Source organism: Ruegeria sp. AL1 (genome assembly GCF_056540905.1).
On sequence record NZ_JBQFXP010000006.1, the window covers coordinates 156535 to 183531 of the forward strand.

General features: G+C 57.6%; 22 protein-coding genes. 12 read left to right on the plus strand and 10 right to left on the minus strand.

Annotated features, from left to right (window positions below; all coding sequences use genetic code 11):
• Position 1: 1 nt before the first annotated feature.
• From ACRZ9X_RS11510 to ACRZ9X_RS11555, 10 genes are all read left to right on the plus strand, one after another.
• Positions 2–850: a carbohydrate ABC transporter permease gene (locus ACRZ9X_RS11510; protein ID WP_480518903.1), complete on the plus strand. Its 849-nt coding sequence runs from the start codon at positions 2–4 to the stop codon at positions 848–850.
• Between the two features lie 22 nt (positions 851–872).
• Positions 873–2213, plus strand: coding sequence for an alpha-galactosidase (gene melA / locus ACRZ9X_RS11515; protein WP_480518905.1), 1341 nt, complete (start codon positions 873–875; stop codon positions 2211–2213).
• A gap of 129 nt (positions 2214–2342) precedes the next feature.
• A complete protein-coding gene (locus tag ACRZ9X_RS11520; RefSeq protein ID WP_480518907.1) occupies positions 2343–3110 on the plus strand; it encodes an SDR family NAD(P)-dependent oxidoreductase in 768 nt (255 codons plus the stop codon).
• A gap of 4 nt (positions 3111–3114) precedes the next feature.
• On the plus strand, positions 3115–4008 hold the full coding sequence (locus ACRZ9X_RS11525; RefSeq protein ID WP_480518909.1) for a 2-dehydro-3-deoxygalactonokinase: 894 nt from the start codon (positions 3115–3117) through the stop codon (positions 4006–4008).
• A complete protein-coding gene (locus tag ACRZ9X_RS11530) occupies positions 4005–4610 on the plus strand; it encodes a 2-dehydro-3-deoxy-6-phosphogalactonate aldolase (protein WP_480518911.1) in 606 nt (201 codons plus the stop codon). Before ACRZ9X_RS11525 ends, ACRZ9X_RS11530 begins: the two co-directional genes overlap by 4 nt.
• Positions 4607–5467 (plus strand): SMP-30/gluconolactonase/LRE family protein, encoded by an 861-nt coding sequence (locus ACRZ9X_RS11535; RefSeq protein WP_480518913.1) that lies wholly within the window; start codon positions 4607–4609, stop codon positions 5465–5467. Before ACRZ9X_RS11530 ends, ACRZ9X_RS11535 begins: the two co-directional genes overlap by 4 nt.
• Positions 5464–7371, plus strand: a complete 1908-nt coding sequence (locus ACRZ9X_RS11540; protein ID WP_480518915.1) for a beta-galactosidase — start codon at positions 5464–5466, stop codon at positions 7369–7371. Before ACRZ9X_RS11535 ends, ACRZ9X_RS11540 begins: the two co-directional genes overlap by 4 nt.
• 381 nt (positions 7372–7752) lie before the next feature.
• A complete protein-coding gene (locus ACRZ9X_RS11545) occupies positions 7753–8826 on the plus strand; it encodes a glucokinase (protein WP_480518917.1) in 1074 nt (357 codons plus the stop codon).
• 39 nt (positions 8827–8865) lie between these two features.
• The gene (locus ACRZ9X_RS11550; RefSeq protein ID WP_480518919.1) at positions 8866–9792 is read left to right on the plus strand and encodes a carbohydrate kinase family protein; all 927 of its coding nucleotides are present in this window, start codon (positions 8866–8868) and stop codon (positions 9790–9792) included.
• 15 nt (positions 9793–9807) lie between these two features.
• The gene (locus ACRZ9X_RS11555) at positions 9808–10473 is read left to right on the plus strand and encodes a D-lyxose/D-mannose family sugar isomerase (RefSeq protein ID WP_480518921.1); all 666 of its coding nucleotides are present in this window, start codon (positions 9808–9810) and stop codon (positions 10471–10473) included.
• A 73-nt stretch (positions 10474–10546) separates the two neighbouring features.
• On the opposite strand, the gene ACRZ9X_RS11560 is transcribed toward ACRZ9X_RS11555, so the two are convergent.
• From ACRZ9X_RS11560 to ACRZ9X_RS11570, 3 genes are all read right to left on the minus strand, one after another.
• Positions 10547–11812: an ABC transporter permease gene (locus ACRZ9X_RS11560; protein WP_480518923.1), complete on the minus strand. Its 1266-nt coding sequence runs from the start codon at positions 11810–11812 to the stop codon at positions 10547–10549.
• Complete coding sequence (locus tag ACRZ9X_RS11565) at positions 11809–12615, minus strand: taurine ABC transporter ATP-binding protein (RefSeq protein WP_480518925.1); 807 nt, start codon at positions 12613–12615, stop codon at positions 11809–11811. Before ACRZ9X_RS11565 ends, ACRZ9X_RS11560 begins: the two co-directional genes overlap by 4 nt.
• Positions 12616–12690: 75 nt before the next feature.
• Positions 12691–13686: a taurine ABC transporter substrate-binding protein gene (locus ACRZ9X_RS11570; protein WP_480518927.1), complete on the minus strand. Its 996-nt coding sequence runs from the start codon at positions 13684–13686 to the stop codon at positions 12691–12693.
• Between the two features lie 179 nt (positions 13687–13865).
• On the opposite strand from ACRZ9X_RS11570, the gene ACRZ9X_RS11575 reads away from it, so the two are divergent.
• On the plus strand, positions 13866–14840 hold the full coding sequence (locus tag ACRZ9X_RS11575; RefSeq protein ID WP_480518929.1) for a LysR family transcriptional regulator: 975 nt from the start codon (positions 13866–13868) through the stop codon (positions 14838–14840).
• Positions 14841–14856: 16 nt separating this feature from the next.
• On the opposite strand, the gene ACRZ9X_RS11580 is transcribed toward ACRZ9X_RS11575, so the two are convergent.
• The 7 genes from ACRZ9X_RS11580 to ACRZ9X_RS11610 form a co-directional block, all read right to left on the minus strand.
• Entirely contained in the window at positions 14857–16566 is a 1710-nt protein-coding gene (locus tag ACRZ9X_RS11580; RefSeq protein ID WP_480518931.1) for an ABC transporter ATP-binding protein, read from the minus strand.
• Positions 16567–16570: 4 nt separating this feature from the next.
• Entirely contained in the window at positions 16571–17521 is a 951-nt protein-coding gene (locus tag ACRZ9X_RS11585; protein WP_480518933.1) for an ABC transporter permease, read from the minus strand.
• The gene (locus tag ACRZ9X_RS11590) at positions 17518–18495 is read right to left on the minus strand and encodes an ABC transporter permease (RefSeq protein WP_480518935.1); all 978 of its coding nucleotides are present in this window, start codon (positions 18493–18495) and stop codon (positions 17518–17520) included. Before ACRZ9X_RS11590 ends, ACRZ9X_RS11585 begins: the two co-directional genes overlap by 4 nt.
• 25 nt (positions 18496–18520) lie before the next feature.
• A complete protein-coding gene (locus ACRZ9X_RS11595) occupies positions 18521–19462 on the minus strand; it encodes a glutathione S-transferase family protein (protein ID WP_480518936.1) in 942 nt (313 codons plus the stop codon).
• A gap of 4 nt (positions 19463–19466) precedes the next feature.
• Complete coding sequence (locus ACRZ9X_RS11600) at positions 19467–21032, minus strand: ABC transporter substrate-binding protein (RefSeq protein ID WP_480518938.1); 1566 nt, start codon at positions 21030–21032, stop codon at positions 19467–19469.
• A 149-nt stretch (positions 21033–21181) separates the two neighbouring features.
• Positions 21182–22762 carry an ABC transporter substrate-binding protein gene (locus ACRZ9X_RS11605; protein ID WP_480518940.1) on the minus strand — a complete coding sequence of 527 codons (1581 nt, stop codon included), beginning with the start codon at positions 22760–22762 and terminating at the stop codon, positions 21182–21184.
• A 187-nt stretch (positions 22763–22949) separates the two neighbouring features.
• Positions 22950–25277: an alginate lyase family protein gene (locus ACRZ9X_RS11610; protein WP_480518942.1), complete on the minus strand. Its 2328-nt coding sequence runs from the start codon at positions 25275–25277 to the stop codon at positions 22950–22952.
• Between the two features lie 381 nt (positions 25278–25658).
• Here ACRZ9X_RS11610 and ACRZ9X_RS11615 point away from each other — a divergent pair, with 381 nt between their 5' ends.
• Complete coding sequence (locus ACRZ9X_RS11615) at positions 25659–26969, plus strand: UDP-glucose dehydrogenase family protein (RefSeq protein WP_480518944.1); 1311 nt, start codon at positions 25659–25661, stop codon at positions 26967–26969.
• The last annotated feature ends 28 nt before the right edge of the window (positions 26970–26997 follow it).

The window sequence follows — 26997 nt, forward strand, 5'->3', positions numbered from 1 at the left end:
GATGTTTCCCAAACCCATCGAAAAACAACCCCGCGCGGCGCAGATCACCTATCAGGCCATGCTGCCTCTGGCGCTGTTGCTGTGGCTTGGCCCATTGCTGGCAGTTGCCCTGTTCTCGGTCAAACCGGCGGCAGATTTCACCAATGCCAATTATTGGGGGCTGCCCTCCAGCTTTGAAGGGGCCTTCAACTACGGGCAGGTGTTCTTTAACTCGGACATGCCGCGATACCTGCTGAACTCGTTCATGATCACCGTCCCGACTGTGATCGGAGCCGTAGCGCTCAGCTGCATGACTGGCTTTGCGCTTGGGATCTACAAGTTCAAATCGAACCTATGGATCTTCTTCATGTTCGTGGCAGGCAACTTCGTCCCGTTCCAGATCCTCATGGTGCCAGTGCGCGACCTGACACTCGATCTTGGGCTTTACAACACCAAAACCGGCCTCGTGCTGTTCCACATTGCCTTCCAGACCGGCTTTTGCACCCTCTTCATGCGCAACTTCATCCGCGCCCTGCCCTTTGAATTGATCGAAGCCGCCCGGGTCGAAGGCATCAGCGAGGTCCGCATCTTCTGGTACGTGGTCCTGCCCCTGATGAAGCCTGCGATTGCGGCGCTCAGCGTGCTGATCTTCACCTTCATCTGGAACGACTATTTCTGGGCTGTCGTCCTGACCCAGGGTGCCGAGAGCCAGCCTGTTACAGCAGGGATCACCAGCTTTAACGCGCAATTCCGCGCCGCCTATCAATTGATGAGCGCCGGTTCCATCGTCGCGGCCCTGCCGCCGGTGGCCATGTTCTTTCTGATGCAGAAGCATTTTATCGCGGGCCTGACCCTCGGTGCAGTCAAATGACGTCAAACCAAAGGTTTGCAAAATGAATAAGATTACCTTCATCGGAGCGGGCTCCACGATTTTCATGCAGAATATCGTGGGCGACGCGTTACTGACCCCTGCGCTGGCCGACAGCCATTTTGCGCTGATGGATATCGACCCGAAACGCTTGGGTGAAAGTGAAGCCGTGGCGCGGGCCATGATCCGCTCAGTCGGAACAGGGGCCACGGTTTCAACCCACACTGACCGCCGCGCGGCATTGGACGGCGCGGATTTTGTCATCACCGCTTTTCAGGTGGGCGGCTACGAACCCTGCACCGTGACAGACTTTGAAATCCCCAAACAATATGGTCTGCGTCAGACCATTGCCGACACTTTGGGCATCGGCGGCATTATGCGGGGACTGCGGACTGTACCGGTTTTGTGGGGTGTGGCTCAGGACATGATGCAGCTTTGCCCGCATGCAACGCTGCTGCAATACGTCAACCCGATGGCCATCAACACATGGGCATTGGCGGATCGGTTCCCTGCCCTCAAACACGTGGGCCTGTGCCATTCCGTCCAGAACACGGTCGAGGAATTGGCCCATGATCTGGACCTGCCGCAGGACGAGTTCAGCTTCAAAGTCGCAGGCGTCAACCATGTCGCGTTCTTTCTGCGGTTGGAACACAATGGCCGCGATCTCTATCCCACGCTGCGTCAGGGATACGCCAGTGGCCAACTGCCCAAGGCCCCGCTGCTGATGCCTCGCTGCCCCAACAAGGTCCGTTACGAGGTGATGGACCATCTGGGCTATTTCTGCACTGAAAGTTCCGAGCACCTGGCCGAATACGTGCCATGGTTCATCAAGGACGGCCGGCAGGACCTGATCGACCAGTTCTCGATCCCGCTGGACGAATACCCCACCCGCTGCATCGAACAAATCGCCGGCTGGAAAGAGCAAGCCAAGACCCTGACCGATGGCCGCGACATCGAAGTGATCCGCAGCCACGAATTCGCCGCCGATCTGATGAACGCTATCGTCACAGATACACCCTATACAGCCTATGGCAACCTGCCCAACACCGGCCAAATCCCGCAATTGCCGCTGGGAGCAGCGGTGGAAACCCCTTGCTTGGTGGATGCCAACGGCATTCAGCCTTCGGTGGTCACAGATATCCCGCCACAATTGATCGCGCTCATGCGCACGCAGATCAATGTGCAGGAACTGACGGTGCGCGCTCTGACGGAACAGAACCCCGATCATATCTACCACGCCGCCATGATGGATCCCCACACGGCGGCCGAGCTGGACCTGCGCCAGATCCGAAATCTGGTCAACGACCTCCTGACCGCCCATGCCGATTGGCTGCCCGACTGGTGCCGCCCGGCGCGGGCAGCCTGATCTTCACCTTTTCAAAAATACTCAAATCTGACCCTGCAACAAACACGCCGCAGCTATGAAACACCGCACAACACTGGCAGAATCAAAAAAACCGCGACGCAGGCGGACATCCAACACCGGGACGCTGAAATGACATCCACCGCCACTTTCCCAGACCTCGATCAGGCGTCTGTCTACATCACCGGCGGGGGGTCGGGTGTCGGCGCCGCCCTGACCGACGGGTTCCTTGCCCAAGGCGCTAATGTCGCCTTCATAGGGCGTTCAGACGCCAGCGCTTTTGTTGAAGAGATGCGCGCAAAACACGGACGCGCGCCCTTGTTTCTGCAAGGTGACATGACCGACACCGAATTGTTGCACGCCACAATGACCAAAGCTGCCGAAGCCCACGGGCCCTTCGATGTACTGGTCAATAATGCGGCCAACGATCAGCGGCATTCCTTGGAGGAAACCAGTCTCGAATTCTGGGACTGGATGATCGAGGTGAACCTGAAAGCCTATTACTTCGCCTGTCAGGAAGCAGCCCGTCAAATGCAGGACAAAGGCGGGTCCATCGTCAATTTCAGCTCGATCAGTTACATGATGGGCAATGCCGGTTACCCGATCTACACAACCTCGAACGCCGGGATCACCGGGATGACCCGGTCGTTGGCCCGAGAACTGGGCCCGCACAATATCCGGGTCAATGCCCTGGCACCCGGTTGGGTTCTCACGCAAAAACAGCTTGATCAATGGGCCACACCGGAAGATCTGGCTGCGCATTTGGACCGCCAATGTCTGAAGGAACACCTGAAACCCGAAGATATGATCGCCCCCACATTGTTTCTGGCTTCGCAGGCCAGCCGCGCAATGACCGGTCAATGCATGGTTGTCGATGGCGGCGTCGTGGTGACGGGGTGACGCGATGAAAGCAGAATGGATCGCTGTTGATTGGGGGACGTCTCACCTGCGGGTCTGGGCAATGCAGGGCGGTGATGTTCGGGATCACGTACAATCTGACAAGGGTATGTCGCGGCTGGCAAAATCCGAATTTCAACCCGCGCTGATGGGCCTGATCGATGGCTGGCTGGGGGCTGAGCCTGTGGACGTATTGGCCTGCGGAATGGTTGGCGCGCGTCAGGGCTGGGTTGAGGCCCCCTATTCGACCGTGCCGACTGCTCCATTGCCTGACGCGCCAATTCGCGTGCCAAACACGGACCCGCGTATTCGCGCCTTTGTTGTACCGGGGCTGAAACAGATCATGCCACCCGATGTCATGCGCGGGGAAGAAACGCAAATTGCCGGTTTCCTGTCGCGCCGCCAGAACTGGGACGGGGTTATCTGCCTGCCCGGTACGCATACCAAGTGGGCACATATCAGCGCCAATGAGGTCGTCAGTTTTCGGACCTGCATGACCGGCGAGATGTTTGATCTGCTGCGCGGTCAATCGGTGCTCAGACATTCGGTCAGCGAAGGCTGGGACGCGACCGCTTTCGCCGAGGCCGTGGCCGATTCACTCTCAAAACCCGAACAGCTTGCGACCCGTCTGTTTGGCCTGCGCGCCGCAGACTTGCTGCATCAACAGGACGGCGGTACCGCGCGGGCGCGTCTGTCAGGGTATCTGATCGGAGCAGAGCTGGCCGCAACCCGTCCCTATTGGCTGGGACAACAACTGGCGATCATCGGTGCCAAAGACCTTTCGGATGTGTATGCCACTGCGCTGAAACAGCAAGGGGCCATGGTCGAGGTCGCAAATGATACGGAATCCACTCTGGCGGGTTTGTTGCACGCCCGAACCTTGACGAGGCAATCTGCATGAGCCGTCCTATTATCGCCATTCTGCGTGGCCTCACCCCCAATGAGGCGGCCGAGGTCGGCCACGCCGTGATCGAAGCTGGAATCGACCGGATCGAAGTGCCTTTGAACTCACCGGATCCTCTGAATAGCATCGAGATACTCGCGGATCGCTTTGGTCAGGACGCGTTAATTGGCGCAGGAACTGTCCTGACCGCGCAGCAGGTTGATCAGGTTGCAGGCGTTGGGGGCCAGCTAATTGTGTCGCCCAATTGCGACGTCGACGTAATCCAGCGCTCGGTCGCGTTGAACCTACAAAGCTGGCCGGGTGTCTATACTCCGACCGAGGCGTTTGCGGCGCTCAAGGCCGGAGCAACAGGGTTGAAGCTGTTTCCCGGCGTGATGGCGGGCCCGTCCGGTTTGGCCGCAATGCGCCCGGTATTGCCAAAAGGAACTCAGGTCTATGCCGTCGGTGGTGCGGGTGCCGAGAACTTCGGCGACTGGATCAAGGCCGGCGCGGATGGGTTCGGCATCGGGTCTGCCCTGTTCAAACCGGGCATGACAATATCTGAAATCGCAGAGCGGGCGCAACAGATCGTCTCGGCTTATGATACGGCCGCCGCATGAGTGTAATCTTTGATGACAGGCCCTGCGATTTGGGAGAAGGCCCTTTGTGGCATCCCGCACGGCAGCAATTGTTCTGGTTCGATATCCTCGGCAAGCGGTTGATGACCAGGGAAAACGAAGAGCCGAAAAGTTGGAGTTTTTCAGAACATGTGTCAGCGGCCGGCTGGGTGGATCAGGATACGCTCTTGATCGCCTCGGAAACCGGACTGTGGCGTTTTGATCTGCAGACCGGGCAGCAGGAACTGGTTACCTCGTTGGAGGCTGACATGCCCAAGACCCGATCCAATGACGGGCGCGCGGACCCGTGGGGTGGGTTCTGGATCGGGACGATGGGAAAACGCGCCGAACACGGCGCGGGATCAATCTATCGGTTTTGGAAGGGCGAACTGAGACCGCTGTTTCGGGGCATCACGGTTTCGAACGCGATCTGTTTTACCCCTGATCGGACTTACGCCCATTATACGGATACCGCGACGCAGCAGGTGATGCGATGCGCGCTGGACCCGGTGACCGGTTGGCCCAAGGGGGACAGTGACGTTTTTCTGGATTTACGTGCCGAGGGGCTCAACCCCGATGGTGCGGTCGTGGATGCCGACGGCCAGCTTTGGGTTGCGCAATGGGGCGCGAGCCGCGTGGCCGTCTATGGTTCCGATGGGGCTTTGGTGAATGTCGTGGATGTTCCCGCCTTTCACACCTCTTGCCCCGCATTCGGCGGGCATGACTTGACAACGTTGTTCTGCACCACGGCCCGTCAGGGACTGGATGCGGAAACACTGACCACCCAACCTTCGAACGGTCTGACCTTTCTCGTGAAAAACGCTGGCAAAGGACAGGCAGAGCACAGAGTTATTCTATGAAACCCGAACTTGGTGTTTGTTATTACCCGGAACACTGGCCCGAGGACATGTGGTCGCAAGATGCGGCCCGCATGGTCGACACTGGGCTGTCCTGGGTCCGGATTGGCGAATTCGCATGGAGCCGGATCGAACCCAAGCCGGGTGAGCTGCACTTTGACTGGCTGGATCGCGCCATCGAAACGCTTGGAGCTGCCGGTCTGAAAATAGTGCTGGGCACCCCCACTGCAACGCCGCCCCGTTGGATGCTGGACAAACACCCGGACATGCTGGCCGTGGATGCGCAGGGGAACCCCCGCAAGTTCGGCTCTCGCCGACACTACTGCTTCAGCAATCAAGGTTATATTGAGGAATGCAGGCGCATCGCCCGGCTTTTGGGCGAACGCTATGGGCGCAACCCGCATGTTGCCGCGTGGCAGATCGACAATGAATACAGCTGCCACGACACAGCGCTTAGCTACAGTGATGCAGCACGGGTCGCCTTTCAAGGCTGGCTACAGGACAGGTATGGCAGCGTCACCGCGCTGAACGATGCCTGGGGAAACATCTTCTGGTCCATGGATTATGACCGTTTCGACCAGATCGATCTGCCCAATCTGACCGTGACCGAGCCCAACCCAGCGCATGTTCTGGCCTTTCGACGGTTCAGTTCGGATCAGGTGGTTGCGTTCAACAAGGCGCAAGTCGAGGTGTTGCGCCCGCTGACCGATGCACCGCTGTCGCATAACTACATGGGCCGTACATTGGAATTTGATCATTTCTCGGTCGGCGCTGATCTGGAAATCGCCACATGGGACAGTTATCCCATCGGGTTCCTGTCGGACCGGCTTGAGGGCAGCGAGGCGCATAAGACCGCCTTTCTTCAGCAGGGCGATCCGGATTTGCAGGCCTTTCATCATGACCTCTACCGAGCGGTTGGTCGCGGTCGGTGGTGGGTGATGGAGCAACAGCCCGGACCCGTGAACTGGGCACCCTACAACCCTGCCCCCCTGCCCGGAATGGTTCGTCTTTGGTCACTGGAAGCGATCGCTCATGGCGCCGAAGTCGTCAGCTACTTCCGCTGGCGTCAGGCTCCGTTCGCGCAAGAGCAGATGCACGCGGGATTGCTGACACCGGACAACCGGGATGCGCCGGGTCTGGCAGAGGCCAGGCAAACCGCGACCGAGCTTGAAGCGTTGGGAAAGCTGGACCCCTTTCAAGCACGGGTTGCCATCGTGTTCGACTACGCCTCGGACTGGGCGTGGGCCACGCAACCACAGGGGGCTGGGTTCGACTATTTCAGATTGGTGTTTTCGGCCTATCGCGCCCTTCGGCGGGCCGGACTATCTGTCGATTTTGTATCCGCGACCGATCCCGCGCCGCACGCCTACAAGCTGGTTCTTGCGCCGGGTCTGGCAACACTGGATAACGCTGTTCAAGAACGGTTCAAGGACAGTGATCTGGTCGTTTATGGACCGCGCGCCGGTGCCATTACGCAGGATTTCAGCATTCCCCGGCAAGGCCGCCCCGGACTGTCGCAGCTTGATTGCAGGGTGGATCTGATTGAAACCCTACCCCCCAGCACAAAACGCCCGGTTTTGGGCGGTGGGGCCGGTGTGCACTGGATCGAACGCCTATCGGGCGCTGCTTTGGATTTGATGGTGTTCGACGATGGATCATCCGTCCTCAAGGGGGGCGAAAGCCTGTGGTATCTTGCCTGTTTCCCGGACGATACGCTTTGGGACAGAATAATCAAACAAGCGGCGGACCGCGTCGATCTGCAACTTCGTCCCATGCCAAAGGGTTTGCGGCGCAGAGAGACGGCAACCCACGAGGTTCTGATTAACTACAACGCCCATTCGGTGGTTTGGGAAGGAACATCTCTGAGCGCTTGTGATGTGGTCTTTTTAGACCGCAAGTTGGACTGAATTTCGTCTGCATAATCTGAATTCAAAAATTGATAACGCTAACATTTCCTGATAGGTGACGCATATTCTGGCCCACCGTCTGACAGGTCGCACGCATGGAATTCGCACACCCAAACTTTCACAATGGAGTCCTTTCCGGACCAGTCACCGCCATTGGGGGATGCGAAACATATGATAATATTCGTTTTCTGGTGCCGTGGATTGGTGCGGGATCCTCTCTGGTGATGCAACACGCGCTGATTTCGTGCGGCTTTCCCAACGACATACCAAAAACCTGAGCTTTACGTTTTGACCTCGACAGACATCAAAGCGGATTTAATTGCGCGGCTGGATTTGATACATGCTGCAGGGAACCGATCCGTTGCTACAAAGAGGCACACCTTGGAAAATCGCTCGGGCGAAGCCCTTGATGGTCTGCAATCTGCCCTTTCCTCTGACGAAGGGCCCGAGCCTTTGGCGCAGCCCTCGGGTGCGCCCCGCTCCGACTGGAACCTTGTTGCAGATATCGGCGGGACAAATACCCGGCTGGGCGTTGTCACAGACGGCATATTGACGGATTTGCGCAGACATCCAACTGGCAGCCTGGGGGATTTGCGCGCCGCTCTGCACGACTTGCGCGACGAGGTGGGCACGAACCCACGCGCGGTGGTCGCGGCGGGTGCGGGACCAGTGCGTGACGGCATAATCCATCTGACCAATGCACATCTTGAATTGTCCGAGGTGGAACTTGCCCAGGCGACAGGGGCCCAGCACACCTTCGTAATTAACGATTTTACGGCTGCCGCCTGGTCCGTGGCGGAAATCACCGGTTCGGACGTGCAGGTTCTGCAAGGCGATCCAACACCCCCGGCTGGCACAAGACTGGTGGTTGGGCCTGGCACCGGTTTGGGCGTCGGCGCGTTGGTGTTTTCCGAGGGGCACTACCATACGGTGTCCGGAGAAGGTGGGCATATGGGCCTGTCACCCCGACACCGCGACGAAGTCGATGTCTTTGACGCCGCCCGACGGATCGCGCCTGAATGTTTCTTTGGTGACAGCCTGGCGCTTGAGGCCGAGATGTTCCTGAGCGGAACAGGACTTCCCATTCTGTATCAGGCGGTCGGCCTGGCCGCAGGCGACCCGGTTGCAAGGACACATTCGGCCAAGGAAATTTTGCAGGCGGCGCGCGAGGGTACCGACGCCTGCGCGGTTCGGACCGCACAGATGTTCACCGAACATCTCGGGGCCATTATGGGAGACTTGGCGACAGCGCTGGTCCCGTCGGGTGGCGTCTTTTTGGTTGGCGGCGTTGCCGAGAAAAACCGTTGGCTGTTCGGGCAGTCGTTCCTGAATGCATTCAACGCCGGAGGGCGGTTCGAGGCGCTGCGGCAATCGATGAATCTTTACGTGTCCGAACAAAATGAATTTGGCATTGTTGGCGCTAACAATTTCTGCAAAAATGCACTCGCGCACTAAATCTGTTGCGCATATTCAGCGATGGAAGAGGGTATTGGGATGATCCTGTGTTGCGGCGAAGCCCTGATCGATATGATCGGCGCGCCAACAGTGTCTGGTGAACAGGGTTTTGTACCTCATTCCGGCGGTGCCATTTTTAACACCGCCATCGCACTGGGCCGTCTTGGCGCGCGGGCAGGAATGCTGACGGGGCTGTCCAGTGACATGTTTGGGCAACAACTGACTGCTACTCTGCAGATCAGCCATGTCGATACCAGCCATGTCATCACCTCGGACCGACCGACGACTTTGGCGTTTGTCCAATTGAAAGACGGGCACGCCACATACAGTTTTGTCGACGAGAACTCGGCAGCGCGAATGCTGCAACCCGACGACATGCCGGTTCAGCTGCCGGGGGTCACGACCCTGTACTTTGGCGGCATCAGTCTAGCCTGCGAGCCTTGCGCCGACGCTTATGCGGCCCTTTTGGAAAAACACGGGGCGCAGTGTGCCGTTATGATCGACCCGAATATCCGCCCCGGATTCATTCAGGATCAAACGCGCTATCGCACACGGCTGAACCAGATGATTGCGCAATCCGACATCGTCAAAGTATCGGACGAAGATCTTGACTGGATTATTCCGGGTCCGGAAGGCCATGGGGAGAAAGTGCCATTGCTGCTAGAGGCTGGCCCGGCAATTGTGATCGTAACGCGTGGGAGCCTCGGGGCGACAGGTTATCTGGCGGACGGCTCTGAAGTGTCTGTACCTGTGCCTTCGGTCGAGGTTGTGGATACCGTGGGTGCAGGAGACACATTCAACGCCGGTGTTCTCGCCGAGCTTGATCGTCTTGGGCATCTAAACAAATCGGATTTGCGCAGTCTGACGACGGAGGATCTGAAAGCCGCGCTGGAAAAGGGCGCAAAGGTGGCTGCTATCACCGTATCACGCGCTGGGGCAAACCCACCATGGGCGCAGGAAATCTGACAATCGGACAAGCTGATGAAACGTTCTGAAATCAACCAAATCAAGACCGAGGCGCAGGCCTTCATTCACTCTTTCGGTGCGGTTCTGCCTCCGTTTGCGGATTGGTCTGCCGAACAAATGCGCAGCTCCGAGGCAGACGGCATTCGTGCGCGCGGTCTGGGGTGGGACATTACGGATTATGGACAAGGCCGGTTCGACGATCTTGGTCTGTTTCTGTTTACCCTGCGCAATGGTGATGTGAATGACCTGAGCCAAGGACGTGGAATGCTCTACGCGGAAAAGCTTTTGATTTCCCGCGACAAACAGTTGTCGCCAATGCACCGCCATATCCTGAAAGCCGAAGATATCATCAATCGGGGCGGTGGTGATCTGGTGATGGAGCTTTATGCCTCGGACCCGGAAGGCGGGATAGATCGGGAGACGCCGGTCACCGTGCCGAGTGACGGATGCCCGGTCACTGTTCAACCCGGAGAGCTGATGCGCCTGAAACCCGGCCAAAGCGTCACTCTGATGCCTGGCGTCTGGCACGCATTTTGGGCCGAACGGGGGGATTGTCTGATCGGTGAAGTGTCGACCGTCAATGATGACCGAACCGATAATGTCTTTGAAGACCCCATTCCTCGTTTTGCCACCATCGAGGAAGATACGACCCCTGACTTCCTTCTGGTCGCGGACTACTGAAAAACGTCTGACATGTAAAAACGGCCCGCGTAATTGCACGGGCCGTTTTGTGTCACATCTATCGCAGCTTGGGCTAGCTGCGACCTTTCCATGGAACCAACCAGTTCTCGGCCTTGCGCATCAGGATGTCTATGCCATAGCCGATGACGCCGATCAGAACGATGCCCATGATCACGATATCGGTCAGTTGGAATTTTGACGCAGCGATAATCATCATCCCTGCCCCTTTTTGCGCCGCAACCAGCTCAGCCGCGACAACCGTTCCCCAGCACACTCCCATGGCCACGCGGGCGCCGGTGAAAATCTCGGGCAGCGAATTTGGCACAATCACATAACGCATGATCTGCCATTTTGATGCCCCCAAGGAATAGGCCGCGTGAATCTTCGAGATATTCACACCAGATACGCCCGCCCGCGCCGCAATGGTCATGATCCAAAGCGCAGCGAGGAACAGCAGGACGATCTTGCCGGTTTCCCAAATACCAAACCAGATGATGACCAGCGGGATCAAAGCCAAGGGCGGTACGGGCCGCATGAACTCGACGATCGGATCGAACCAACCCCGGAACCAACCTGACAGACCCATGGCATAGCCTAACGGGATACCAACCAAAGCGCCGGCGACAAACCCCGCGATGACACGCAGCAAAGACCATCCCAGATGCTGCCACAGCGAGAAGTTTTGGTAACCTTCGCTGGCGATCTCGAAGAACCTGGCCACAACGGTTTCCGGCGCGGGCAGCCAGATCGGGTTCATTTGCAGCCCCTGATTGGGCGTAAAGCTGATGGCCCCCTTGTCGGTCAGAACAACGCTGCCGTCTCCGGTATCGACCTGAACACCCGGGCCAATAGATGTCCCGTTGATGGCTATGATTTTAGCCCCGTCTTTGCGCGTCGTATCGTCGTTTTTATCAAACAGGATTGTTGAGGACCGACCCGCCGCGGCGGAGTAAGCATCGTCTTTTGCGAAGCCGCTTCCGGGATCCACTTCGAACGAGTCCGCCTGCTCGCCAAAGGCCGGCACCCGCACAAAAATGGTTGCATCATCTGTGCTGCCGTCTGCGTTTTCGAGTGTGTAGGTAAATTCGGTATCGCCGACAAACGGACCGGGCACGTGAATCGGGATAAGCTTGGATCCCGTAAACGCTGCCCAGATCACGAAAATCACCAGCACTGAAATGATCGAGGCGGCACGGTCAGCCCGCACAGCGCTTTCATCGCCAAATGTCACCGTTTTCAGACTGGTGAAATCATGGCGGGCTGTCAGTCCACGCCGCAGAAGGTACACGATAAAGAACGCACCGCCGAACAGACCGATATAGAACAGAAGAACAATCATGCCACTTGCTCCGTCCGGCCCATGATTTCCTCTTCCATCTCCCAGATCATCGACAGGATTTCATCCCGTTTTTCTGCAAACCCTTCAGATTTCTTGACATCGCGCAGATCAGCATTCACCCCACGCTCAGCAAAGGGCAAATTGTATTCACGGTGGATGCGACCGGGCCGAGGTGCCATGACGATCAGGCGCTCGCCCAGCAAAAGAGCCTCTTCGACCGAGTGGGTGATCAGGATGATCGTCTTGCCAGTCTCTTTCCAAAGCTTCAGGACCAGCCCCTGCATCTTTTCCCGCGTCAGCGCGTCGAGCGCACCCAGCGGCTCGTCCATCAGGATCACGTCCGGCTCATTGGCCAGACACCGCGCCAGCGCGACGCGCTGTTGCATGCCGCCCGACAGTTCGTATACCGCTTTGTCCTTGAAATCCTGCAGGCCCACGACCTCGAGCAAATGATCAGAGATCTTGTCCCGCTCGGCCTTGGGCATGCCTTTCATGCGCGGCCCGAATTCGACATTCTCGCGCACATTCATCCATTCGAACAAAGCGCCCTTCTGAAACACCATTCCGCGTTCCGCATCAGGGCCTTTGACGATATGGCCATTAAGTTCCACACGCCCCGATGTGGGGGCCAGAAACCCAGCAAGGATGTTCAACAGAGTTGTCTTACCGCAGCCTGATGGGCCAAGGACGGACATCAGCTCGCCCTCTTTCAAACTGAGGGAAACGTCCTTGAGCGCCTGAACAGAGGAACCGTTCGGCAGGTCGAAGCGCATGGATAAATCGACAATGTCCAATTCGGGCATTCTGTTACCTTCCTGCGTGCATAACTGAGGACCGGCCCGTTTGCGGGGCCGGTCGGATCGAGCATCTTGCTGGCTTCAGTCGCTTGTTGCCGCAAGCGGCGCAGAGTTCACCGCGCCATCATAGGAATCCAGAGCGGATTCGATGCTACCTGCCGAGACAAAGACATTGGCCACGCCTTTCATGAACTCTTGCGCGCCGCCGCCCAGCCACTTGTCAGACAGCTGTTCGTCCACGGATGGAAAGGTGAAGGTGGAGATGGTCGCCTCGGCATCAGCAGGGTCCATACCCGCATCCTTGGCGATCACCGGCAGCATCTCGTCCTTGCTGTCGCCCGCGTTCCATTTCGCATTGGCATCCGCCGTCACTTTCAGGAATTTAGACAGAAGCTCGGGCTCTTCTTCGATAAAGCCGGATGGGGCACTGGTCACGTCAAACACGAGAATGCCCAAGTCTTCCTTCTCGGCGCCGGTCAACAGGATGTTGCCGTGATTAACCATTCGCCGCAACGCACCGCCCCAGCCGCAGACCATGTCCAGATTGCCTTGCGCAAAGGCAGCCGCACCGTCTGCTGGTGCCATATCGACGATCTCCATCGAACCGACATCGACCCCAAAGTGGCTCATTTGCGACAGGAAGCCATAATGCGCTGCAGTACCGATCGGCACACCAACCTTTTTGCCGTTGAGTTCGCCCGCATTGGTCTTGTCAATTTCCAGGGCCTCGGCCACGACGCAATTGTCGTTTTCCGAGTAGCTTACCGCCACGTCAACGATCTGGATGTCCTGACCCGCAGAGGTCGTCACCACGAAAGGCGGCACACCCTGGCTGACCGCAATCTGTACGTCGCCCGACGCCATCGCCGCAGACATAGCCGTACCAGTGTCAAAAGACACCCAGTTGATCTTGACGCCCAACTCTTCTTCATATGTGCCGTTGGCCTTGGCGTATTGGAACGGCATCGGCCATTCCAGAAAATAAGCGACGGTTAGTTCATCCAATGCAGCGGCCTGAGAAGCGGTCAATGCGGCCACACTGGCAAAAGCTGTCGAAAGTAGATGTTTCTTGATCATTTTGTCCATTTTCTCCCTGCTGGTCTCGTGTGTTCGATTGTTCTGAGTCTTCCGAACGTCGGATCAGTCCCGAAACCATAGACGCAGGGTTCGGAAACAGTGAAACTAATTCGAGGTTGCGAAAAAAGCGAAACTTTGTTTCGATGAATTGCTGTGTAACGCAAATATAAAGGTCACAATTGACTAATAAATCACTCAGCCTGAAATGGCTGGATGTCTTTCAGCTGATTTCCAAGCTCGGCTCCATTCAAAAAGTGGCGGCTGAAACCGGCTTGTCAATCAGCACCGTGTCGAACCATCTGCGCAGCCTCGAAAATGCGCTGGAGGTGGAGCTGATCGATCACAGCCGCAGGCCCATGCAACTGACCCCGGCCGGAACGGTCTTTGCCCGCTACGTTCAGGAAGGTTTATTGGCGCTTCAGCGCGGCGAGGCCGAGATACGGTCCGGGTCATGGCAACATGCAACGGATCTGAGGCTTGGCCTGATTGACGATTTTGATAACCAGATTGTACCCGAACTGTTCCGCCTGCTTTCGGCCAACCTGCCCCGCTGCAGTTTTCGCCATTTCACGCGACCCAGCCACGAGATCATCGAGAAACTGCAGGCGCGAAAGCTGGACGCGGGCGTGGCGACCAGACCGGCCGGCCGGATTGTGGGACTGACGGAATACCCGTTGATGCGCGATCCCTTCATCATCATCCTGCCGCGCCGCTATGATGAAAAGGTCGAAAACTTGCTGAGCGCCAGAAGTTCCTTGCCTTTTTTGCGGTATTCGCGGGATCACACCATTGGCAAACTAATCGAGATTCAGCTGACGCGTAGCAAAATTACCCTGCCCAACCGGTTTGAACTGGAGGGCAATCAATCGCTGATCGGACTGGTGGCTGAAAATGGCGGATGGACCATCACGACCGCCGCCAGCTATCATCAGGCCCGGGGGTTTCATGACGACACACGCATCCTGCCTTTCCCGGGCAAAAGCTTTGCCCGCACCGTGTCCCTGTTCACGACAGACGTGTACCCCGAGTCGACGTCGCGCCTGATTTACCGGACGCTTCTGGGGTTGATCCGACGGCATGTGACCGACCATATGAGCGCGAAGTATCCTTGGCTGACCGACGATTTCAGAACCATTTTACCGCGGCCTGACTAATGCCTCAGGTCAGTTTCTAGTCCTGCAAGCCCAGCCCATCGGTCGACAGATCATCCAGTCGCGGCATCAGCCTGAGCAATTCGCGGGTGTAATCCGTGGTCGGGTTTGAAAACAATGCGTTGGTTTCCTGCAACTCAACGACCTTGCCCTGTTTCATCACCGCGACACGGTCACACATCTGGCGCACCACTGGCAGATCGTGGCTGATAAACAGCAAAGTCAGACCAAGATGCTCCTGCAAATCCTTCAGGATGTTCAGAATCTGCGCCTGAATCGAAACATCCAGGGCGCTGGTGGGTTCGTCGCAAATCAAAAAGCGTGGCTGGGTCGCCAGCGCCCGCGCGATCGAGATGCGTTGACGTTGCCCGCCCGAAAACTCATGCGGGTATTTCATCCCGGCCTCGTGGCCCAAGCCCACCTGATCCAGAAGTTCATCTACGCGTCGCTTGATATCGACGCCCTCCATCAATCGGTGATGGCGGATCGGTTCGGCCACAATATCATCAACCCGCATACGCGGGTTGAGCGAGGAATACGGGTCCTGAAAGATCATCTGGATGTTCTTGCGATACGCATCCAGCGCGGTTTTGTTGGTCAGATCACTGACCACTTTGCCGTCAAACGTTATTGTGCCACCGTCGACCGGGTAAAGTCCCGCGATCATACGGGCGACAGTCGACTTGCCCGAACCCGACTCTCCAACGACGCCAAACACTTCACCGGCGCGGATGTCAAAGCTGACGTCATCCACTGCCGTGAAATACGTGCGATCCCAGGGCAGCAGACCTCGTTTCTGCAGGAACTTCTTGGTCAGATTCCGGATCTCAAAAATGGGTTTGCTGGTGTCGTTGTCCACTTTCGGCCAATGCCGGGCCATGTCATCGATCGCGAAACGAGTTTCGCGTCCGCCATAGCTGATCTGCGGAAAGCGGTGCAATTTCAACGTCGGGCGCGGAACCGCTGCAATAAGTGACTTGGTGTATTCGTGGCTGGGTTGTCCCATGACCTGAGACGTTGGGCCGGTCTCGACCACTTTGCCTGCATACATCACTGTCACCTTGTCGGTGGTATCGGCAATGACCCCCATATCGTGGGTGATCAGAATGACGCCAACTTGTCGTTCGGTCGCCAGTTCCTTGATCAGGTCCAGAATCTGCGCCTGCACGGACACGTCCAGCGCCGTGGTCGGCTCATCCGCGATAATCACGTCTGGTTCGGTACACAGGGCCAGCGCAATCACCACGCGCTGCCGCATCCCGCCCGAGAATTGGTGCGGATATTGATCCAACCGCGTGTCAGGATCGGGTATGCCAACCCGGTCAATCAAATCGCGGGCGCGTGCGTTGGCCTCGGCATCCGAGCCGCCCAGATGCGCCTGAATGGTCTCGACCAATTGCTCGCGCACGGTGAACAGTGGGTTCAGCGAGGTCAGCGGGTCTTGAAAGATCATCGAAATCTTCTTGCCGCGCAGCCCTCGCATCGCCTCGGCATCCAGTCCGCTGATCTGGTCACCGCTCAGTTTGATCGTGCCGCTGGCGATCCGCCCGGGACGATCCAAAAGGCCCATGATGGCAGCGCCGATGGTGGATTTCCCGGCCCCGGATTCACCCACCAAGCCATGGATTTCACCCGGTTCGACCGACAGGTCCACATGGTCCACAGCCGTGAACAATTGGCGACGGGTTGGAAACTCGACCGTCAGGTCGTTGATCGTCAGAAGGCTCATGAAATCACCGCAGCTTGGGGTTCAGCGCGTCGCGCAGCCAGTCGCCCAACAGGTTCACAGACAGGGCCAGCGCCAGCAAAGTGCAGGCCGGGAAGAACAGAATCCACCACTCGCCCGAGAACAGGAAGCCCTGCCCGATCCGGATCAGCGTCCCCAGCGAGGGCTGGGTCGGAGGTGCACCAACGCCCAGAAAACTCAACGTCGCCTCGGCGATGATGGCCAGAGCCAAAGAGATGGTGGCAATCACCAGAACCGGGCTGAGGACATTGGGCAGGATATGGCGGAACATGATCGGGAAGGATCCGCGTCCGATCAGGCGGGCGGCCTGGACATATTCCTTGTTCTTCTCAACCAGCGCCGCGCCGCGTACCACGCGCGCGAACTGAACCCAGTCGGACAAGGCAATTGCGATGATCAGGACATAAATGGCCATCTCATCGCGATATTCTGGCGGTGTCACGCCCTTGGCGATACCAAAGATAAGCATGGCCACCAGGATCGCCGGGAATGTCAGCTGAACGTCGGCGACGCGCATGATCAGTGTCTCGATCCAGCCGCCGAAATACGCCGCAACAAGGCCCAGAACAACGCCAATGATCATCGCGAGCAGCACCGCCGCTGCCCCAACAAACAGCGAAATCCGCATACCGTAAAGAATGGTCGAGAACACGTCCCGTCCCTGATCGTCCGTGCCCAGCAGAAAGGTTTCCTGCGTGAACGCATTCGGTGTACCCGGCGGCGTGAACCCGTTCATCAGGTTCAGTGTTGCCGGATCAAACGGATCATACGGCGCGATCAGTGGCGCGAAGATCGCAGCCAGCACCAGGATCGCCACGACCAGAGACGCGGTAATCGCCACTGGCGAGTGCCGGAACGACCATGCAAAATCACTGTCCCAGAACTTGGCAAACCGCGATTTTTCAGGGGTTTTCGGAGTATCGAGGATATCGGTCATGTGGCCCTCGCGTCGACACGCAGGCGCGGGTCAATGGCATAGTACAGAAGATCGACGATCAGGTTGATCGTCACGAACATGACCGAAATCAGCATCAGATACGCGGCCATGACGGGGATATCGACGAACTGGATGGCGTTGATGAACAGCAGTCCGACGCCCGGCCATTGAAACACCGTCTCGGTGATGATGGCAAAGGCGATGATCGAACCCAGTTGCAGGCCCGTGATCGTGATCACCGGCACCAGCGTGTTTTTCAGCGCGTGGCGGAAGTTGATCACCCGGTCGGACAATCCGCGGGCGCGGGCAAAACGGACATAATCGGCGCGCATGACTTCCAGCATCTCGGATCGCACAAGCCGCATGATCAGTGTCATCTGGTACAGACCCAGAGTAATAGCCGGCAATATCAGTGCCTTAAGACCGGATGCGGTCAGGAACCCGGTGGACCAGCCGCCAATCATAACGGTCTCGCCCCTCCCGAAGCTGGGAAGCAGGTCAAGCTCGACCGAGAAGATGTAGATCAGCAATATCCCTATGAGGAAGGTGGGCAGCGAAACCCCGATCAGGGACACGGTCATAATCACATTTGCCGCGATCCCTTGTCGTCGGATCGCGGTGAAAACGCCAAGGGCAATACCGATCGTGATCGCCAGAAAGCCCGAGACAAACGCCAGTTCCAGCGTCGCCGGGGCCCGTTCCACCAGAATTGTCGAAACCGGTCGGCCCTGCCGGTATGAGACGCCAAAATTGCCCTGAACCGCGCCCTGCAGGAACTTGGCGTATTGCACCACAAAGGGCTGATCCAGCCCCAGTTCGGTGCGCAGGCGGTCGATGTCAGCCTGCGTGCGTTCCTGCCCCAGCATGTTGTCGATCGGGTCGCCAACAAAGCGGAACATCGAAAACGCGACCAGACCCACGACCAACAGCACGATGACGGACTGGAACATCCGTCTGACGATATATGCGAACATTGATTTTCCCCATTGGTGCGTCTCTCTATGCTTTAACCGACCGGGTGGTCAAGATGTCGCGGTGGTGCGGCGCGCTCCAATCGATTTCAGGGCCCAGCGGCACGATCCCCAGCGGATTTCGCAGTTCGGACGGTGAGAAATAGCCCTGCTTGTAGATGTCGAATTTCACGGTCGCGGCCACGCCGGGCAACGCGTAAATTTCGCGCGCGTAACCCCAGAGGTTTGGATAGTCGATCAGCCGACGCAGGTTGCATTTGAAGGCATAGTGATAGGCCACATCGAACCGGGCCAGCGTGGGGAACAGGCGCAGATCGGCCTCGGTCAGCGTGTCGCCGCAGAGGTAGCGGTTGGTGGCCAGATGCGCCTCAATCTCGTCCAGCGTGGCGAACACATCGCGGAACCCGGCCTCATAGGCCTCTTGCGTGCGGGCGAACCCTGCGCGGTAGACGCCGTTGTTCAGCCGTGGGTAGATTTTTGCGTTCCAGTCGTTGATCTGGTCCAGCTTGTCTGATGGTACCAGATTGGGGCCATAGCCCGGCAACGAGCCCAACATCCGCACCAGATCAGCGGATTCGTTGGAGACCGCCCGATCCTCGGCCCGGTCCCATAGCAAGGGCACCGTGATCCGCCCGGTATAGGCCGGTGTGGCGCGGGCATAAGCGTGATGCAGCGCTGTTGCGCCATAGACCGCATCCGCGCCGTCGGCATAGACCCAGCCGTCGGCTGTACGGCGCGGCTCGGCATAGGCAACCGTGATCAGGTCATGCAGGCCCTTGAGCGCACGAACCAGCAGCACGCGATGCGCCCAGGGGCAGTTCCACGCCGCGTAAAGATGAAACCGACCCGGTTCCAGAGCATCCGGCAGCGCGTTCCTAATGGTTGAGGCCTGACGGCGGAATTCACCGTCAAGCCTTGTGTCGGGCGCGGGGTCCTCGGCGTGGTAGACCCCGGCGATCATCACGCCCATGGGCTCAGTTCACCGTCACCCAACGCAGGATGAAGAAGTTGTCCGGGCGCTGCGTCAGCTCAACATTGCTGCGTGTTCCCCAAACCAGAGGCTGCACATACATCGGCACATAGACATGTTCATCCTGATAGATTTGCGTGACCTCATCCAGCATGGCCTGCCGTTTGGCCTGATCCAGTTCCGACTGAATCTGCGGCAACAATTCATCCACCCGCGCGTTTGAGAAACCGCCGAAATTCCAGCTGCCCAGCTTCTTTTCCTCATTGGGTGTTGCCACAAGGAAGCGAACGGGGTGTTCTGCATCAAACGTGCCCGGGCTCCAGCCCAGCATATACATGTCGTAATTGTCTTCGCGCAGTTCTGGCCAGTAGTTCCGTACCGGCATCGCGTCCAATTCGGCTGTCACTCCGATCTGCGCCAGCATGCTGACGACCGCCTGACACACGGCCTCGTCATTCAGGTATCGGTCATTGGGGCATTTTAGACCGAACGAGAACCCGTCGCCATAGCCTGCCTCGGCAAGCAAGGCCTTGGCCCCTTCGACATCAAAGGACGGACGGTCGGCATTGGCTGCGGAATAGCCGCTCATCGCGGGGCTGACGAGTTGCGAGGCTGCCTCGGCATTGCCGCGCATGATCGTGGCCAGAATGGCATCGACGTTGATCGCCTGCGCCACGGCCTGACGCACACGCGCATCCTGGAACGGGTTTGGTTTGCCCGCGTCATCCGTGTATTTCAGGGTCTCCGCCTCATGATCGAAACCCAGCATGATCACACGCGCTTCGATGCCCTGAATGACATCTACATCCCCGTTTTCATTCAGGCGCGCGACGTCCTGGATAGGCACAGGGTTGATCATGTCGACATCACCCGACAGAAGTGCCGCAACGGCGGTAGCCGGATTCTGGATCGGGTTGAATTCGGCGCGTGTGATGTTGTGCTCGGCCTCGCCCCACCAGCCGTCATGTGGCTCAAGAACGGTTTTCAATCCGGGCTCGCGGGCAGTCACTTTGAAAGCGCCCGTGCCGTTTGCGTTTATTGTCGCGTAATTGCCGGATTCCTTGTCGGGCACCACTGCGTCATTTGCCTCGGTCCAGCCCTGATCCATGATCATCCAGTTGGCGATGGACGAAGGAAACAGCGGGTTCGGAGCAGACGTCATGATATCGACGGTGTAGTCATCAACCACGATCACATCACTGACCGGTGCAAACCAACTGCGGGTGTCCGATGCCTCACCCGAGGCGCGCTGGTAGCTGAACAGCACGTCCTGCGCGTCGAACGTACTGCCATCGTGGAAGGTTACACCCTCGCGCAGTTTGAAACGCCAGCCATCTCCGTCACCGATGGGTTCCCAGCTGACAGCCAGTGCCGGTTCAACGGTCATATCTTTGCCGCGCCGCACCAGTCCTTCGTAGACATTGTTCAGAAAGCCGAGCACCGGCGCAGAATTGACCGCGTGCGGGTCCATCGTCTGCGGGTCGGTGGTCGAGGCCCATTTGAACTCGGCGGCCTGTGCCGTGCTGGCAAGCAGCATGGTCAGGCCGATGGCGCTGTTCCTGAGGATCATGGCATTACTCCCTGTTTATTATCCAAACCTTCGTGGTTTTTTGCGGACAGGTAAAGGAATTCTCACATTGGGATCACAAGCCCGTGACCTACCCCGCAAAAAGGAACAGGGCGCGAAACCGCGCCCTGCCCCACCTTGATCAAGGTGTTTTAGTTCATTTCGAAGTATTTGATCTTTGGCGAGTCTTCCGGTTCCACAATGGTGCCGACACCTGATTTCATGCCCCAGTTCAGCACCTGATGGTGAATCGGGATATACAGCTGTTCGTCCTGAACAACCTGCCAAATCTCGCTAATCTGCTTGTCGCGCGCCGGAAGATCTGTTTCCGAGGCCAGCGCCACGATCTTGGCATCCAAGTCAGGGTTGGAATACCGCGTGCCATTCCACGAACCGTATTTCTCACCCTTCGAATGCACGAGGAAGTTGAAGATGTACTCGGAATCGTAGGTCGGAACGCCCCAGCCCAGCATGTAGAAGTCGGTCTCCAGGTTGTTGATCAGCGGGAAGTGCTGCGCCTTGGGTTTGGCATCCAGATTCACGGTGATCCCGATCTGGGCCAGCATGCCCACGGCGGCCTGACAGATCGCCTCATCATTGATGTAGCGGTCGTTCGGGCAGTTCAGGGTCAGCGAAAAGCCATCGGGATAGCCCGCCTCGGCCATCAGGGCCTTGGCCCCTTCGATATCGGTGGTCGAGGACGCATCCATGCCCTCATCCCAACCGTTCACGAAAGGCGGCGAGATCATGCCCGCAGGCGCCGACTGGCCGCGCATGACAACCTGTTTGATCGCATCACGGTTGATTGCCTTGGACATCGCCCGACGCACACGCACATCGGCAAGCGGATTTTTACCGTCAACACTGTCCGAAGTCAGATCGGCATCTCCCATGTTCATGCCAAAAAAGATCACCCGGTTCTGCGGCGCGGTGCGCACGTCCAGACCATCGGTTCCGGCCACCCGGGCCAGATCCTGCACGGGTACGTCCTGAATGAAATCGACCTCGCCCGACAACAGTGCCGCCACGCGGGTCGCGGCGTTCTGGATCGGGGTATAGATGATCTCGGTCACCTGCAGCGGGAACTCGTCCTTACCCCAGTAGTTCTCATTTGCGGTCAGTACGGTTTTCACATCCGGCTCGCGGCTGACCAGCTTGTAAGGGCCAGTGCCGTTGGCATTCTTTGCGGCAAACGTATCTTCACCGCCCTCATAGTCCTGCACCTTCACGGCGTTGTTCGCCTCAGCCCAGCCCTTGTCCATCATGAACATGTTGGTCAGGTTGTTGGGCATGATCGGGTTCGGGCCGTTAGTCTCGATCTCGACGGTGTATTTATCCGGCGCGCGTACCTCTTTCACCGAGGCCAGCAGTTCCTTGTAATCGGAATCCGGTGTCATCGCGCGGTTGAGCGAGAATACAACGTCTTCGCTGTCAAACTCAGCCCCATCATGGAAAGTCACACCTTCACGCAGCTTGAACACCCAAACGTTAGGGTTTTCCTCGGATGGTCCCCATTCGGTCGCCAGCGATGGAACGAGCGCGCCGGAATGGTCACGCATGACCAGCGTTTCCATGATCTGATGCGCCATGGCCGAAGTCGGGCCCTCATTCTGGGCGTGTGGATCAAGAGTCAGCGAGTCCCCCGCACGTGCCCAACGCAGCGTCTCGGCAGAGGCACCGGTTGTGACCAGAGCGATCGCGCTGGCGGCAAGCATCAAAGATTTCAATGACATGTAAGTCTCCCCATTATGTATTTGACTGCATTTGTGCAGTTGACCGGTTTGTCCCGGTCGTCATGCCCCTGATCATCCAGATGATCGCCGGACTTGCAACACCATATTGTGAACTTTAAGTGGTCTTCACCCCAAACCCGAAGGGTATCGGACCGAAATACGCCAAATCGAGCGTGGATTTGTGACCTCAGACGCTGCGTTCAGTCAGACGCCAAAACGGCGGGATGCCGTCATGCGGAAAGAAACACGAAGGTGCATCGTCCGTATCCAGAATACGCTCACCCGCGCGGATTTCCAACGCGTGGTCAATCGGGACAAGGCGCGCCATCTCAAACGGCTCGATCTGCGGCAGCGTCCAGCCTCTGGCTGACTCGGATAAGGTGTGGCGCATCGCAAGCAACAGCCTGTCGGCGGCAGCGCTGCTCCAGGGTTTCAGCCCCACAGCTTCCAGCAGATCAAACAGGTTGATCCAGCTTTGAAGATTGAACGCGCAATAGTGCTGGGTCAGCGTGCGTTTGACTTCATGTGGCTGCGTTCCCTCAGCTGTAATTGTCCCAAGCAAGCGGGCCTGAGCGCGCAAGTTGATCTCTTGCAAGGCGTCGATATCTTCGACAAAAGCGGCCAAAGCAGCCGATTGCAGGTCATAACATGTGCCGTGGTTGTTGGCAGCGTGTCGTTCCTCGATGCCCTGGTCACTTGTTTGCAGCCAGTCAAAGAAACTGCGGCACCACTCTTTCAGCCCCGAGGCAAGCGTTTCAATCTCAAGTAACCGGACGGCATCCAGAAAGTAATAGAAATCCTTGGTTTCAATCAAACCATGACACAGACCCCGATCCCCGGAATGGCCCCGCCGAACCTGTGCGTAAAAGAGATGGGGGTTCATACGTGTTTCCGGCTCAATGAACCAGGTCCGTACAAGTGCTTCTGCATGTGCTTTATAGGCTTGATTGCCGGTCAACCGTGCGGCCAGAGCGAGCGCGGTGGTGTCGTCGAACACCCGTTGCAGACGGCTACGGTCATATCGATCGCTCTCGGGTTCATACAATTGCGTTCCCGGAACGCGTTTGCCGTCCTGCCGCACATAGGGCAGCCCATCTTTCTTTTTCGGATTGGGCCACCAATAGGGCGCAGGGTGGAAATAGTCCTGCAAATCTCCGCTCGGGCCGGGCTCGGGTTTGTCCGTGACCGAGAACGGCCCGCGCCGAACCGCCTCGTCTGCGGCTGAGAGGATCGCAAGATGGTCCGCGTCAGCTGGGTGCTTGGCCAATGCCTCGATTTTCTCTTCTACATAAATGCCCAAGGCGTTTCGACTGAGACAGGCCTGCACGTCTTTGGCTTCAAGCATATTCAGAGTAGCCCGGATCGCATCATTTCGGGCCGACCCACGGACAACCACGCCCTCTTCACCTGTCACCTCCAGTTGCGATTTGCCGGAAAACAGGCGCGCGACCCAGCCCGCCGACCCAACACGGTGGCCCTCGGGGCTGACCCGACGCGGCGGGATGTCAAAGGGTAGAAGGGGCCATTTCTGCCATGGGCCGGGAATTCCCAGATGCAGGAACAATTCGACCTTGGGCCGGCGCCCATATGGGTGAGCCACATCAAACCTGAGCGGCGCATCACATCGGAAAGCAAGCTGGGGTTCTTCTTCCGCCTCCGGTCGGACGCTGTCGTTCAGAAGATCGGCATTGTCATGCATTCTCGCCATCGGGACGGTAAAGTACCGTTTATCGCGGTTCGCCAGAATATCCGAGGTCAAGGCGTCCCAGGCAGATTGCGTGAAGTAACAATTGCCATCAAACGGCAACGCCCATTTCGCGTGGCGCAAACAAAGCTCCAACGCTGCATTGCGTGCCCCATTGTTGTTCATGACATAGTTGTTTCGGGCGCGGTACGCCTGAGCGATCATACGCGCCTTCATCTCGGCATTTTCACCGTCCATTGAACCATCGACAAAAATCATTGGATCGTCGAAGGGTTCAAAATCGAAACCAGTGGCTTGCAGCTCGAGTGGATCGTAAGGAATTCGCTCGTAGGTTTGTCCGTGCTGTTCTAACAGTTCGATCAGATGCGCTTCGTTCTCAGGGTCGAATATACGGTTCAGAATCCAAAGTTTGGTGCAGTTTTCGAATTCGGGCTCGTGTTCCAGAATGAACGAGACATTGGCACGGGATTGCCCTGCCGTGTGACGTGGCACCAGATCGTTGCCAATAACCCGACACAATGCGAATGTGTCCGGCATCGCGTTGATCCGCGTCTCGACTGCGGTGTCTGGCGGCAGAGGTTTGACTGAGCGGAGCGAACCAACAACCGAATCCATGCGCCGCGTCGGCTTTTCCTGTCGCGCCTTCTTGCGCTTGCGATACAAAAAATATCCGGGAATCAGAACCGGCGACAACAAAAGGATCAAAGGGGAAAACAGAACCAGAAGACGATTGCGCCGCCGCTTACGACGAACGCGTTGTTCTAGGCTCAGCACCTGCTTGTCCTGATCGTTTTTCTTGAAGATCGCCAAAATTTCATCCTGTTTTCAGCCGGATATCCGGCCTTCATGACTGGAACGTCTTTCTGACACTTTCCTTATCCCTTTATCACGCCTCAAGGCAACCTGTCCCACCCCGTCCGTTCTTGGCATGGCCATACACGCCGCCCGCTTGTGCAGCAATTTTGACGCGGGCCTGTGCGAGATACGTCCATTATGGAATTTATCCGCTTGAATAACGTTCTGCGAAACGCATATTCGGGCGCCAAGGAGCTGGAGTTGGACAACGCAAGCGGCGAAGGGGAACAAACGACCTTTCTGCAGTTTTGTCGCTATTGTTTCGGTTGGAACACCGTCTCTCTGGCTGAGATACAATTTGGCACCGCAAGGTGCTGATAGGAAGGAATTTGAACCATGCGCATTGCAATGATAGGCACCGGATATGTGGGCCTGGTTTCCGGAGTGTGTTTTTCCGACTTCGGCCATGATGTGGTCTGTGTCGACAAATCCGAAAGCAAAATCGACATGCTGCAAGCAGGCGAGGTTCCGATTTATGAACCGGGGCTGGATGTTCTGATGGCCAAGAATGTTGCAGCCGGCCGGTTGAGCTTTACCACCGATCTTTCGTCAGCCGTGGATGGTGCTGATGCTGTTTTCATCGCTGTTGGCACCCCGACACGCCGTGGTGATGGGCATGCTGATCTGACATATGTCATGGCTGCCGCCGAAGAGATTGCGCATGCCATAACCGGCTACACTGTTGTTGTGACCAAATCGACAGTGCCCGTCGGTACAAATCGTCAGGTTCAGGCTGTCGTGGCAAAGGCCAACCCGGACGCAGATTTCGATGTTGCGTCCAACCCGGAATTCTTGCGGGAAGGGGCAGCGATCGACGATTTCATGCGCCCTGATCGCGTTGTTGTCGGTGTCGAAAATGACCGCGCCGCCGAAGTCATGGCCGAGATCTACCGCCCCCTTTATCTGCGCGATTTCCCGATCCTGACGACGGATGTGGAAAGCGCCGAGATGATCAAATACGCCGCCAATGCATTTCTGGCCACCAAGATCACCTTCATCAACGAAATCGCAGGTCTGTGCGAAAGGGTCGGCGGAGATGTGAAAGAGGTGTCGCGCGGGATTGGTCTGGATGGGCGGATTGGCAACAAGTTCCTGCACGCTGGTCCCGGCTATGGCGGGTCGTGTTTCCCTAAAGACACCGCGGCTTTGGCCCGGATAGGGCAGGACTATGCGTATCCGATGCAGATCACGGAAACCGTCATGCGCGTCAATGACAGCGTCAAAGCCCGTATGGTCGAGAAAATCCGCGACGTCTGCGACGACAAGTTCAACGGCAAAACAATTGCCGTCCTGGGCGTCACGTTCAAACCCAACACGGATGATATGCGAGATGCACCTTCGCTTACCATTGTGCCAGCGTTGATCGGCGGTGGCGCGACGGTCCGCGTGGTCGACCCTCAGGGCCGCGCCGAAGGTGAAGCGCTTTTGCCCGGCGTGACCTGGATGGACGATCCCTACGAGGCCACAAAAGGTGCCGATGCAGTGGTTCTTCTGACCGAATGGAACGAGTTCCGCGCGCTGAACCTGTCTGAGATGGCCGAGATGATGAACTCGGCTCGTATGGTCGATTTGCGCAATATTTATTCGCCCAAGATGGTTCTGGGATCGGGTTTTGAAACCTATGTCGGCGTAGGTGTCACAGCCTGAGGCGCCCCGGGTTTGACCAGCGACAGGG